Source organism: Paenibacillus rhizosphaerae (assembly GCF_014192015.1).
Taxonomy (GTDB): Bacteria; Bacillota; Bacilli; order Paenibacillales; family Paenibacillaceae; genus Paenibacillus_AQ; species Paenibacillus_AQ rhizosphaerae.
Map to the genome: position 1 here is coordinate 983,891 of NZ_JACHXJ010000003.1, position 13,044 is coordinate 996,934.

General features: G+C 59.0%; 11 protein-coding genes. 1 reads left to right on the forward strand and 10 read right to left on the reverse strand.

Annotated features, from left to right (window positions below; translation table 11 throughout):
* Positions 1–63: 63 nt before the first annotated feature.
* Positions 64–615, reverse strand: coding sequence for a nucleotidyltransferase family protein (locus FHS19_RS21355; RefSeq protein ID WP_183583776.1), 552 nt, complete (start codon positions 613–615; stop codon positions 64–66).
* A gap of 192 nt (positions 616–807) precedes the next feature.
* Complete coding sequence (locus FHS19_RS21360) at positions 808–1,296, reverse strand: DUF2269 domain-containing protein (RefSeq protein ID WP_246426763.1); 489 nt, start codon at positions 1,294–1,296, stop codon at positions 808–810.
* Positions 1,297–1,647: 351 nt separating this feature from the next.
* Between FHS19_RS21360 and FHS19_RS21365 the strand changes: the two genes are divergently transcribed.
* Positions 1,648–2,385, forward strand: a complete 738-nt coding sequence (locus FHS19_RS21365; RefSeq protein WP_183583778.1) for an alpha/beta fold hydrolase — start codon at positions 1,648–1,650, stop codon at positions 2,383–2,385.
* Between the two features lie 63 nt (positions 2,386–2,448).
* Here the strand turns inward: FHS19_RS21365 and FHS19_RS21370 are convergent, their stop codons facing one another.
* The 8 genes from FHS19_RS21370 to FHS19_RS21405 all read right to left on the reverse strand — a co-directional run bounded on the left by FHS19_RS21370 (position 2,449) and on the right by FHS19_RS21405 (position 12,728).
* A complete protein-coding gene (locus tag FHS19_RS21370; RefSeq protein ID WP_183583779.1) occupies positions 2,449–2,844 on the reverse strand; it encodes a DUF1801 domain-containing protein in 396 nt (131 codons plus the stop codon).
* A 205-nt stretch (positions 2,845–3,049) separates the two neighbouring features.
* On the reverse strand, positions 3,050–4,132 hold the full coding sequence (locus FHS19_RS21375; RefSeq protein ID WP_183583780.1) for an LLM class flavin-dependent oxidoreductase: 1,083 nt from the start codon (positions 4,130–4,132) through the stop codon (positions 3,050–3,052).
* A gap of 29 nt (positions 4,133–4,161) precedes the next feature.
* On the reverse strand, positions 4,162–5,661 hold the full coding sequence (locus tag FHS19_RS21380) for a DHA2 family efflux MFS transporter permease subunit (RefSeq protein ID WP_246426711.1): 1,500 nt from the start codon (positions 5,659–5,661) through the stop codon (positions 4,162–4,164).
* Positions 5,662–5,695: 34 nt separating this feature from the next.
* Positions 5,696–7,777, reverse strand: coding sequence for a dipeptide ABC transporter ATP-binding protein (locus FHS19_RS21385; protein WP_183583781.1), 2,082 nt, complete (start codon positions 7,775–7,777; stop codon positions 5,696–5,698).
* A 15-nt stretch (positions 7,778–7,792) separates the two neighbouring features.
* Positions 7,793–8,689, reverse strand: coding sequence for an ABC transporter permease (locus tag FHS19_RS21390; protein ID WP_183583782.1), 897 nt, complete (start codon positions 8,687–8,689; stop codon positions 7,793–7,795).
* Positions 8,690–8,708: 19 nt separating this feature from the next.
* A complete protein-coding gene (locus FHS19_RS21395; RefSeq protein WP_183583783.1) occupies positions 8,709–9,635 on the reverse strand; it encodes an ABC transporter permease in 927 nt (308 codons plus the stop codon).
* A 19-nt stretch (positions 9,636–9,654) separates the two neighbouring features.
* Positions 9,655–11,310 (reverse strand): ABC transporter substrate-binding protein, encoded by a 1,656-nt coding sequence (locus tag FHS19_RS21400; RefSeq protein ID WP_183583784.1) that lies wholly within the window; start codon positions 11,308–11,310, stop codon positions 9,655–9,657.
* Between the two features lie 89 nt (positions 11,311–11,399).
* Positions 11,400–12,728 (reverse strand): LLM class flavin-dependent oxidoreductase, encoded by a 1,329-nt coding sequence (locus FHS19_RS21405; RefSeq protein ID WP_183583785.1) that lies wholly within the window; start codon positions 12,726–12,728, stop codon positions 11,400–11,402.
* Between the last annotated feature and the right edge of the window lie 316 nt (positions 12,729–13,044).

Consider the following 13,044-nt stretch of genomic DNA (forward strand, 5'->3'; position numbering starts at 1 on the left):
ATTATATCGGTCAACCCTGACACCCGCAAGGACCGGGGGCAGCGTGTCCCGGTCAGCCATATCCTAATCCTCGAGGATAGTCAGCTGCGGCCATTGCCGCTTCCAGTTTTTCAACCGTACCCGGCTGATATAGTAGGCTCTATCCTCAAACCGGGGACTTCTGCGGACGACGAGGCCGAACAGATCGTCCAGCCCGTAAGGGGCCATGATCTCCGGCCTGTTCCCGGAATCCAGGCATGCTCCGACTGCGGTCGCCGTCTCCGGCCACCAGCTGACCGCGTCCTCTGAAGAACGGTAAGGCGGATTGCCGTTGCGGACATGCATGCGAGCCTGATTTTTAACAGACCATTTATCGTTCCCGGTTTGATCGATCAGCCTCTGCTCCAGCCGCCGTTCGCGCTCCTCCGACAGATCGGCGGGGTCATAGAAAATAACGTCAATATCGGTATGAGCCGCCTGGTTCGCAAATCCGTGCAGCCGGTCCCACACCGTTCCCCTGACGTACCCGGCGGCGATGTAGCATTGCGGAAGCCCCAGCTCCCGCACCCGTTCCAAATCCTTCATTAAAAGGTTATTTTCCAGGATATACTGTCGTAAACGTTCTTCGTAGGACATGCGCATCCTCCCATCCCCTTTGGCGGCTCATCCGCCGTGTTCCTTCATTATATCACGGAATCACCGCAGAACCGTTCCCGGAGAGAGGCGGCCAGCGGACTCCAGCTGCTTCTTGCCAACGAGTAAAGCCCCTGTGCCGGAAGGGACAGGGGTAATGTTTCGCGCATAAAGCGTGAATGATCGAAACGAAGGCTATTTTCGTTTCTTTTTCCATGGCTTGAGGACTGAAATGATAAATATGATCAGCGTCAGGACGATCTGGATGAAAACGAACACATTTCTGAGCGCATGGTTTCGGAGAAATCCAGAGTCTTCAAGCACCGCCGGGCCCTTCGCCTCCAGCAGATGAAGATTGGCAAGCATCAGCTTATCCACAACAAAAATGCCGATAAACGTCTGCAGAAGAAACAGAATCCATTTCACGGTCAGCCAGCGATGCCTGAAGAAGCCCCATGGCGTAAAAAAGCCGTACACGAAGGCAACCGCCAGCGTCCCCACGGCTCCCGTCCGGATCACACCGTCGCTGATGAGCACGATCACTTTATAGGATTTCAGCGTATTTTCATAGCTGCTTAACCCCAGCGCAAAGTTGATGGTCACCGAGCTCAGGATGCCGCCAAAAAACAAGGACACCAATACGATATGGGCAATTTTCAGCCACTTCATGGCGGGTGCGCTCATCTTCTTCACCTTTGTCTTCCTCCATTTCCTTGGCCCGCAGTTCATCCATTTGCGGATTTGGGCCACAAGTCCTATCCTACCGGCCGGAGATTGCAAACCTGTGACAACGATGTACGCAAGCCGTGAAATTTGACGGCAAGCCCCGGCAATCGCGGAACATGGCGAATCAAGGAAGCCGCGGAATCGACAGAAATTTTAGGAAAACGGCCATTCGACAATCTCCACTGACCGGAGTTGTCAGTGAAGTGGGGGTATGATGGGGTTGAAGGGCAAACAGCCGCAAAATTGCCAATGCGCTGACAGTATAGCTGCCGGCTTTACATTAAAAAATCAATATGGAGGGGATTTCAAATGGAAAAGGCTCTCGAGGATCGCAAACCAATCGGATATGTATTTATTCCCGGGGCGGGCCTGGACGCCCGAATATGGGACAGGATGGCAAGGGAGCTGCCGGCGCCTTGGCTGGCGGTGGACTATCCGGGCAGAGGAACGGATAACGGAGGAACAGGCAAGCTGTCCTTAAAGGACTATTGTGCACATGTAAAGGAGCAGATTCGCAGCTGGGATGTGGAAAAATTCATTCTGGTCACTCATTCCCTCGGCGGTGTACCCGGTCTGAACATCGCCGCCGAAATGGGGGACCGGGTCGCCGGTTTTGCCGCCGTCGGAGCAGTCATCCCGGCTGGCGGAGGATCGTTCGCGTCCGCCTTCCCTTCAGGGCAGCGGCTTCTGCTGCCCCTGATGATGCGCCTGTTCGGGACCAAGCCTCCGGAACAAGCTATCCGCCGCGGGCTCTGCAGCGATCTCACCGACGAGCAGGCCGACGAAATCGTCCGCCGGTTTACCCCCGAATCGATCCGGGTCTACACGGACCGGGTGGAGGCAGCGTCCAGGCTTCAAATCCCTTCCCTGTACATCAAGCTTGGTCAGGATCAGGAGCTGAAGCCCGGCATGCAGGACCAGATGGCTGGAAATCTGGGCGCGCGCGTCGAACGGCTGGAGTCCGGGCATCTGCCCATGCTGAGCCATCCGAATGAACTGCGCCAGCTGCTTCAAGGATTCTGTACATCGGTGTCTGCGGCACGTTAACGAACAGTCGGCCCGGCAGATGAGTCTACTTTATTGGATGGGCGCCTTCTTCCTTTGTCCTTGTTAACCGGAGACGTCCAGCCATCTGCGGATGACGGCCTGCAGCACTTCCCGCTTGGACTCAACGTCTTCCATACCGGTAAATCGGATCGTTGCCCGGTCAGGCGCAGACCATTCCAACAGCTCCTTCGCATGCTCGAAATGCGGCCTAAGGTCGACAGGATCTTTTGACTTAGCCCCGCAATGAAGCACCAGCCTGAAGAAGCCTTTCCCATGAAGATTAAAGGTCAGCCTGTCGTCATTTTGGAAGAGAAAGCTTGGGGCGTTCCACTTGATATGCTCGGAAAGCCCTTCATCCGTGTTCAGAATGATTTTGCGCACTTCCTCTATTTCAAGCTTAAGCGGATGATCCAGCTGGGTTAGAAAATCCTCCACATGCTGGCTGGACGGCTTTGGCATGGTTATCACTCCTGACTTGGATATTTTGGTGCACTACATTCGCTGCTTTATCCCGTATGTCCTGCCTTCTAGGCGTCCGTTTTACGAATCCGGATGTGACCCGATTGCAAAAATGACACACAGAAGAGGAAAATGAAAAAAAGTGCGTAAACTTACGCACTTGTTTGTATCTTCTCCCGGGTCTGTTGATTGCCTTTCAACCTTCTCAAGATTCGGACAAAACCGCTGTCTCTTCCCCGGCCAGCACCGGTCCGCTCTCCCAAACCCGACTCGGAATTTCGCGCCTGAGCACCGGCATCACCTCCTCCGCGAACCGCTGCAGCTGCTCTTGCTGCTCCGTCTCCGTCAGCCCGTCCACGCTGATGCTCAGCACCGTATGGCCAAACGCCTCATGGTAATTCAATATCTTCTCGATGACCTTTTCGGGGCTGCCGATCAGCGCCGGGCCGTTTTCAATCTGATCCTCCAGGCTGTGAAAAGGCGATTGGTTATGCTTTGCCGATTCCGTTTCACTGAAGGCCGTATAATACGGCCGGTACCGCCGGATCGCCTCCTCGGTCGTATTTCCCAAGTACAGGCTTCCGGAGCCTGCCCCGACGACCGCTTTGGCGGGATCATGGCCGTAATAGGCCAGACGCTCGCGGTAATGATCGATCAGCGCTTTATACTTGGCCTGCGGATGGAAGGCGTTCGAGGAAAAAATCGGCTCCCCGAACCGGGCTGCCAGCTCGGTTGAGCGCGTGCTCGAGGCGCTGCCGTGCCAGACCGGAATGGAGGCCTGGTACGGACGGGGGAACGTCGTCACTTCGCGCAGCGGCGGCCGATACTTTCCTTCCCAGGTCACGTTTTCCTCAGTCCACAACCGTTTCAGCAGCCTGTACCGCTCTTCCATCGAATCCCACTGCTCTTCCTCCGTAATGCCGAACAGCGGATAATGCCGGGGGTCGTTTCCTTTGCCGATGATCATCTCCAACCGGCCGCCGGACAGGTGATCCAGCGTGGCATAATCCTCGGCCACCCGTACCGGATCCAGGACGCTCAGCACGGTGACGGTCGTGAGCAGGCGAATGCGGGACGTGCGGGACGCGATGGCGGTCAGCACCATGGGCGGCGCCGAGGACAGAAACGGAGCCCCGTGCCGTTCTCCCACACCGTAAGCGTCAAAGCCAAGCTTCTCGGTGAGGACCGCCTGCGAGATGACGTTGTGGAACTTTTGCTGCGCAGTCAGGGACTCTCCTGTCACGGCATTGGGAAGATTCATCATCAGGCTAAATACAGCCACTTTCATATGGGATCTGGCCTCCTATCCATTCAAAATCAGTTAAGTTCGGTCGGCTGCTCCAGGCGCTGTCCGGTGCCTGCCGCTTCTTTCCGTTTGCGGAGAAGGAGCGCCAGGGGAATGGCCAGCGCCACCAGCATGCTCGCGAACAAAAACGCATCGTCGATGCTCCGCGTATACGCCTCGCGGTGTATCCACTCCGTGCCCTGCGCCGCATATTTAGTGTGCAGCCGGGACTCGTGCACGCTCATCCGCGCATAAAACACCGATGTGAACATGCCGAGCGCTCCCGCGCTGAATAACTGCCGCAGCCAGTTGATCAGGGCCGACGCATGGCCCGATTCCGACTGCGGAACCGCCGCCATCGCCGCGCTGGTCGCCGGCGTCAGCGACAGCCCCGTACCGACGTTGCGGATCGCCAGCCAGATCATGACGGAAACAAGCGTCGTTTCCGTGCCGAGCCGGCTGAAGCGAAAAGTCGTCACCAGCAGGGTCAGACTGCCCAAGGCAATCAGCGCTGCCGGCCCAAAGGTGCGGTACCCCTTCCCTGACAGGAACGTGGCCAGGGTCAGACATGCGGCCGCGGGGAGAAAGAGCAGTCCGACCTGAAAGGACGACAGCCCTTGAACTTCCTCCAGGAATAGCGGGACAAAGTATACGCCCGAGTAGAGGGCAAAGGACAGAATCAGCGATACGCCGAGACTCGCCGCAAACGTGAAATTGCCGAACAGCCTGAGGTTCAGCAGCGGTTCCTTCGCCCGAAGCTCGACCCGGATGAAAAAGAAAGTGCATGCACCGCCAATCAGCAGGGAGGCCCACGTCCAGACCGACCACATGCCCCAGGCGTGCAGATTACCGAACAGCAGCAGGATGGCAAGGCTGCCCGCGGTGGCCAGCAGGAGTCCGGTGGCATCCAGACGCTTTCGCGTACCCCGAACATCCTTCGGGAGCAGGATACGGCCTGCCAACCAGGCCAGAATGCCGGCCGGCAGCGTCACGAGAAAGATCAGGTGCCAGTCGTGCTGCTGAAGCCACCCGCTAACCGAGGGGCCGACCGCCGTGCCAAGTACCGTCGAAAACGACCAGACGCTGACCGCTAGAGGCTGTCTTCCTCGCGGCAGCGTCTGATAAATCATGGCCAGGGAAACGGGCTGAATCAGTCCGCACCATAAACCTTGCAAGATGCGGAAGAAAATCAGCGCATGAATATTCCAGGACAAGGAACACAGCACGGAACTGACGGTGATTCCCGCCAGCGACAGCAGGAACATCCGCCTGCCGCCAAAGCGGCTGGAGAGATAGCCGCTGACGGGGGCGATCATGCCGAAGGCCAGCGTAAAACCCGTAATGATCCACTGCACGGTCCCGAGGCCGGTGTGAAAGATGCCGATAAATCCTGGCAGCGAAACGTTTAAGGAAACCATGGGATACATGCCGACAAAGGAACCGCAGAACAGCGTGAGCAGAACCGGCCAAAACGGCAGACCGCCCTGCCCTTCTTCGGCCTTTGCCGCGGCAGCGTTCATCGTGACTGACAATTCATAACCTCCCGTTCAGGTGGCGGCTATCCCGTCACAGCGCATAGTGGCAGGCCGCGTGGTGACCGCTGTCCAGTTGGCGCAGCGCCGGCTCCTCCTGCCGGCAGCGGTCTGTGGCAAACGGACACCGGGTATGGAACCGGCAGCCCGAGGGCGGGTTGGCCGGCGAGGGAATTTCCCCTTCCAGGCTTCCGGCCGGCTGGCCTTGGCGGGGCGTGGTCTGCGGTATGGCCTCGATCAAAGCCTGGGTATACGGATGGGCCGGGGCGAGAAACAGCGACTCGCTCGGTGCGATCTCCACGATCTTCCCGAGGTACATCACGCCGATCCGGTCCGACAGATGCCGGACGACCTGCAGGCCATGGGCGATGAACAGGTAGGTCAGCCCCAGCTTTTGCTGCAGGTCCTGCAGCAAATTGATGATTTGGGCCTGAACCGATACGTCCAGCGCGGATACGGCTTCGTCGGCGAGAATGAACCGCGGGTTCAGGGCGATCGCACGGGCGATGCCGATCCGCTGCCGCTGCCCGCCGGAGAACTCGTGCGGATACCGCTGGGCCCACGTCGGGTCGAGCCCCACCAACTCCAGCAGTTCGCCGACACGGCGGCTGATGTCGGCAGGGGAGTACTGCCCCTGACCGTGTACCTTAAGCGGCTCGGCGATGCTGTCGCCGATCTTCCAGCGCGGATCCAGCGATCCGTACGGATCCTGGAAGATTGTCTGCATATGCTGGCGGGCGGCACGCAGTTCGCGTCCTCCCAGATTCGTCAGGTCCTTACCGTCAAAGTGAACCGTTCCTGCCGTGGCACGCTCCATCTGGAGCAGCACCCGGCCCAGCGTCGACTTTCCGCTGCCGGACTCGCCGACCAGGCCGAAGGTTTCGCGCTTGCGGATCGTAAAGCTGACGTCGTCTACGGCGCGGATTAGCTTCTTGGCTTTGCCGATGCCCCCGCCATGCACCGGGTAATACTTTTTCAGGTGATCTACCGTAAACAAAACGTCCGCTTCTTCCGCTGCCCCGGCTGATCCGACTTCGCCGCGTCCTCCAATGTTCTCTTCTGCGCTGCCTTCCCTTGTAACGCGTAAAGCAGCCGTCACGTTGGAATCCGCGGTAGCCACGGGGGCCATCCAGGCCTCCGACTGCACCAGCTCCTCCGCATGCCAGCAGGCGCTCCGGCGCTCGCCGGATTCGGTTAAGACCGGCGCTTCCTGCATACAGCGCTCCGTGGCAAAGGGGCAGCGCGGGTGAAAGCGGCAGCCCTGCGGAAGGGCGGCCAGGCTCGGGATCGACCCTTCGATGGAATGCAGCTTCGTGCCGCGGACCGTGTCGAGCGTCGCGACGGAACGGAGCAGGCCGCGCGTATACGGGTGGCGCGGAAGGTGAAACAGCTCGGAAGCCGGCGCCTCCTCGACGATTTCGCCGGCATACATGACGACCACCCGGTCGGCAATTTCGGCGGCGATCCCGAGATCATGGGTGATCAGCAGGATCGACATGCCAAGCTCGGCCTGCAGCTCTTTCAGCAGGCGTAAAATTTGCGCCTGGATCGTGACGTCCAGCGCGGTAGTCGGCTCATCCGCGATGAGCAGGTCCGGCCCGCAGGACAGCGCCATGGCGATCATGGCCCGCTGCAGCATTCCGCCGGACAGCTCGCCCGGATACTGTTTCAGCCGCAGCTCCGGCTCCGGAATGCCGACCCGTTTCAGCAGCCGGACGGCGCGCTCCCTGGCCTCCCGCTTGGAAACTTTCTCATGCTGCAGAATCGTCTCCTGAATTTGCTGCCCGATCGTAAAGACCGGGTCGAAGGCCGCCATTGGCTCCTGGAACACCATCGCCATCCGTTTGCCGCGAATCCGGCGCAGTTCGGCCTCCGGCAGGCCTGCCAGATCCGTGCCTTCCAGAAGAAGGCTTCCTCTGCTGATGCGCCCGTTCTCATGGTCGATCAGACGCATGATCGCTTTGGAGGCCACCGTCTTGCCGCTGCCCGACTCCCCGACGAGGCAGACGGTTTCCCCGGCCTCGATCGACAGCGTCACGTCCCGGATCGCCTGCAGCGTCCCTTTTCGGGTCGTAAAATCGACGGACAGCTCCCGGATATCAAGCAATGTGCTCATTGACGTTCCCCTCCTTTAACGCTGCGTAACTTTCTTCGGATCGAAATGGTCCCGGAGCCGGTCGCCGATGATGTTGACGGACAACACGAAGGCGGTGATGGCCAATCCCGGGAAAGTACAGATCCACCAGGCCGCGGTCAAATAGCCTCTGCCTTGGGAGAGCAGTGTCCCCCAGTCCGGAACCTCGCGAAGAACCCCGAGGCCCAGAAAACTCAGGCCCGATCCCGTCAGAATGGACGTACCGATACCGATGGCCGCCATGACCAGCAGCGGGGACAGACTGTTCGGCAGCACATGCTTCCAGAACACCCGCAGCGGCGAAGCGCCGATGGATGCCGACGCTTTGACGAACGTCCGGCTCTTGATGCTCAGCACCTGCGCCCGCATCACCCGGGCATAACCAGGCACGGAGGATACGGCCACCGCCAGCACGATGTTAAACAGGCTCGGCCCGAGCGCACCGGCGATGGCCAGCGCCAGCAGGATGCCCGGGATCGTCATCAGCACGTCATTGAGCCGCATGATCGCCGTGTCGATCCAGCCGCCCGCATAACCGGACAGTGCCCCGATCGTTCCCCCAAGGAGGCCGCCGACGAGGACGGAAGCAAAGCCGATAAAGAGCGAGTCCCGGCTCCCGTACACGACCACGCTGAAAATATCCCGGCCGAAATAGTCGGTGCCGAACAGATGCGCGCCGCTTGGCGCCTGCATGATGCTGTCCGTCCGCATTTCCGTTGGGGCATAAGGTGCAATCCACTGCGGCACGACGGCACAAGCCGCCACAAACAGAATGATTAATCCGGCTGCCACCAGGAACAGGTCGCTTGCCGTGAACTTTCGGGCTTTCGTTGCGGCCGTGGCCGCAAGCTTCCGCTCGCGCCAGACCGTCTTGGCGGATACCGCTTCCCTCATAACTGCTCCCTCCTAAGGTTCATGTTGAACGTCTCACGCGCGGATCGATCAACGTATAGGACAGATCCACCAGCAGATTAACCAGCGTATAGATGATGGCTGAGAACAAAATGACGCCCTGGACCACCGGGAGATCCTTGGCCATGATCGCGTCCGAAATGATCCGCCCGATACCCTGGCGGGAAAACACCGTCTCGACGACAACCGTGCCGGCCAGCATGTCACCGATCAGCATGCCCGTCATGGTGACGGCCGGAATCAGCGCATTGCGCAGCGCGTGACGGTACATGACCGCCCGCTCCGCCAAGCCCTTGGAACGAAGCGTCACGATGAACTGTTCGCTGATGACCTCCAGCATGCTGTTGCGGACCATCCGGATAATAAAGCCGCTCCCGACCGTGCCGAGCGCCAGCGCGGGCAGAACCAGCGTCCGCCACCCGTCCGAACCCATCGCCGGAAACCAGCCCAGCGTAATGGAGAAGATCAGGATGAGCAGGATGCCCGACCAGAAGGTCGGCATGGAAATGCCGAACAGGCCGATGACGCGGGCAATGATGTCAATCGCCCCATTCCGGTGAATGGCCGACAGGACGCCCAGCAGCAGACCCACGGTCACGGACACCAGTACGCTGGCTCCGGTCAGGGCCAGGGTAGCGGGGAAGCTCTCGGCGATTTTGGGCAGCACCGGATCGGAATTCAGCAGAGATTTGCCGAAATCCCCCTGCAGAATGCTTCCGAAGTAATGGAGAAGCTGGATGTGAAACGGCTGGTCCACGCCCAGCTGATGCCTTAAGTTCGCAATGACCTCCGGCGTCGCCATCGAGGGGTCGACCATGTTGTCGGTCGGATCCCCGGGAAGAACGTAGAGGATCGTGAACACCAAAACGAGCGAGCCGACAATGACGAGGAGCGACGTAAACAGGCGCCGGGTTACCATCCACAGCATGCCGCCTCAAGCCTCCTTTCTATTTTTGCAAAGATACGTCGTTGAACAGCGGGTACCCCAGGGAATCAAAGGTAAGCCCCTGCACCGATTTGGAAGCGGCCACCGTATACGGGAATACGTAGATTGGCAGAATGACCGCATTGTCGATGATATAATGCTGAATTTTCTTGTACAGCTCCTCGCGCTTGGTATCGTCCTTTTCGACCCGTCCCTCTTCCAGCCACTTATCGACTTCCGGACTGGCAAGTCTCGGCAGCGTCGGCCGGCTTTTCGGGTCATAGGAGTGGTAGAAGGAATACAGCGCGTTCGGATCGGAGTTGACCTGGCTGTTCCCGTACAAATCATAGTTTCCGTTGGTGTAGACCACGGTGCGGACATCCTTTGTAATCTCGACCTCGACGTCCACGCCGATCTGTTTCAACTGCTGCTGCACCATGACCGCGATGTCGTTGCGCTTCTCCCGGTTTGGGGTACCGTCGACGTAATGCAGGGTCAATTTCTTCCCGTCCTTGGTCCGGACGCCGTCCGCCCCCTTGACCCATCCCAGCTCATCAAGCAGCTGATTCGCCTTGGCGATATCCGGTTTGACCGAGTTTTCCAGCGACGGGTCATAACCGAAAGTGCCCGGGGTCAGCGGGGACCAAGCCCGCTCGTACGTACCCAGGTACAGCGTCTTGACGATAGCGTCCACGTCCACGGCCAGCTGAACCGCCTGCCTTGCCTTCAGCTCGTTCCACGGCGCGCGCTCCTGGTTGAAGAACAGCGTGTACGGCAGGCCGAGCGTATTTGCCTGCAGCAGCTGAAAATTCGGATCCTGCTTCAGGGACAGGATATTCTGCGGCGGCACTGTCTCCGCGGCAAGCACCTGCTTGCTCTGCACGCTGCCGATCCGGGTGGCCTCTTCCGGTACGATTTTGAAATCGATACCTTCGAGGTAAGACGCCCCCGTATTGGTCACGATCTCCGGCGCCCAGGCGTAGTCCGGATTGCGCTCGACCTTGATGTCGGCATTCTCATCCCATTTCACGAATTTGAACGGCCCCGTGCCAACCGGATGCTGCCCCAGCTGGTCCCCGTATTGCTTGGCTGCAGTTGGCGACACAATGCCAAGCAGTGCCTGGCTCAGATTGCCCAGAAAAGCCCGTGAAGGCGTCGACAAATTCAGCTTGATCGTGTACTCGTCGATGACCTCGGAGGACTTGTAGGGCTGAAGCAGGGCGGCCGCATTCGCCGCTTTGGTGGCGGGATCCAGAATCCGGTCGAAGTTAAACTTGACCGCCTCGGCGTTAAACGGCGTTCCGTCCTGGAACTTGACGTCCTTACGCAGCTTGAACGTGTAGCTAAGCCCATCGTCTGAAATGGTCCATTCCGTTGCCAGCCACGGCTTGATCGTATTGTCCGGCAGCTGAACGACCAGGCTGTCGTAGATGGTGCGGATGACGCGGACCGCGACGGCCAGGCCGCTGCGGTGCGGGTCCAGTGTATCCGGTGACGTCGCCAGAGCGTAGGTGAGCTCGCCGCCCTGGGCGGATGCTCCCTGTACGGCCGGTGCCGCCCCGCTCTCCGTCTGCCCTTGGGAAGCCGTTGGCTTGCCTCCGCAAGCGGACAGCAGCATAACCAAGACCAGCAGAGCGGCTGCTGCCGATTTACGCCTGTTTTTCGAATAAAACTTCATCTCTCTCAGACTCCCTTCAGATCCAAATATCGTTTGCATGCAGTGCACAGGGACTTGGCAGAGCCCTCGTCACGAAGCCCCCGTCCTGTTTAGGACAGTGCCTTTTGCTTCGTATAGCGGTTCTCAGGCACCGGCAGGCCCAAATTTCCCCGCAGCGTATCTCCCTCGTATTCCGTGCGGAACAACCCACGCCCACGCAAAATCGGCACCACCAGCTCAACGAAGTCGTCCAATCCGCCCGGTACGCCGGATCCGATAATAAAACCGTCGGCGGCCTCTTCCTCAAACCACTGCTGGACCAAATCCGCCACCTTCTCCGGCGTCCCGATAAACACCGTCCGCGGTGTCGCTTCCTGCAGCGCAACTTCGCGCAGCGTCAAATGATCCTCTTTGGCGCGTTTCTTGATACGGTCGGTCGTGCTCCGGAAGCTGTTTGAGCCGAAATCACCCAGGTCGGGAAACGGCTCATCCAGCGGGTATTGGGAAAAGTCGTGGTGCTCAAAGTAACGCCCGAGGTATTCCAACGCCTTCTCGACCGTCACCAGCCCGGCGATCTCCTGGTATTTGCGCTCGGCTTCCTCCTCCGTACGGCCCACGATCGGTCCGATGCCCGGAAAGATCAGAATTTCCTCCGGAGCGCGCCCGTGTGCGGCTGCCCGCTGCTTCACGTCCCGGTAAAAGGCCTTGGCCTCCTCAATCGTCTCCGGACCGGTGAACACAGCGTCCGCCGTTTTCGCCGCCAGGTTGCGGCCGCTGTCCGAGGAGCCCGCCTGGAATACGACCGGCTGCCCCTGCCGGGAACGCGCAATGTTCAGCGGCCCCTGCACGGAGAAGAACTCGCCTTCATGGTTCAGCTGGTGCAATTTGTCCGGATCGAAGAACACCCCGCCCTCCTTATCCCGCACAAACGCGTCGTCTTCCCAAGAGTCCCACAGCCCCTTGACCACCTCGAGATACTCTTCCGCGATCCGGTACCGCTCGGAATGAGCCGGATGCGGCCGGCCGCCGAAATTCAGCGCGGTTCCCTCCAGTGGTGAAGTCACGACGTTCCACCCGGCGCGCCCGCCGCTGATGTGGTCGATGGAGGCGAACTGCCTGGCGACCGTGAACGGTTCGCTGTAAGAGGTCGACAGCGTGCCGACAAGCCCGATCCGGGAAGTGGCCGCGCCGAGCGCGGACAAGATCGTAATCGGCTCAAACCGGTTTAAAAAGTGCGGAATCGACTTTTCGTTGATATACAGTCCGTCGGCGATGAAAACAAAGTCGAACTTGCCTGCTTCCGCCTTCTGGGCCTGCTGCGTATAGAACGAAATATTTACACTCGCATCCGAAGGAATTTGCGGATGTCTCCAGGCGGTGTGGCTGCTGCCCACGCCGTGTATGGTGGCCCCCAGTCGAAGCTGTCTATTTTTGCCCATAGTTCTCTCACTCCATCTTGTTTAAATTTGAGTTAATGCCTGAAATGACTCCAAAAGATGACCCGCGATGATTCCAATATTATTTTTCCAATGAGTATAGTCGGGATTATTGCTGATACTGTACCATCTATGCCTTTCGGGCTACAATACCGTATTAAAATCTTCTATTCATGATTATCCATTCTCTATAAGGCTTTACACTGCGGGCTTTTCCGGGTATGTGAAAAACCCCGATCCGTGCTTGGCGGACCGCGGTTCTCAGGGTTGTTTCGGACAGCTCTGTATTGTATGTGGAGAACAGGGGGGATGAATTAGA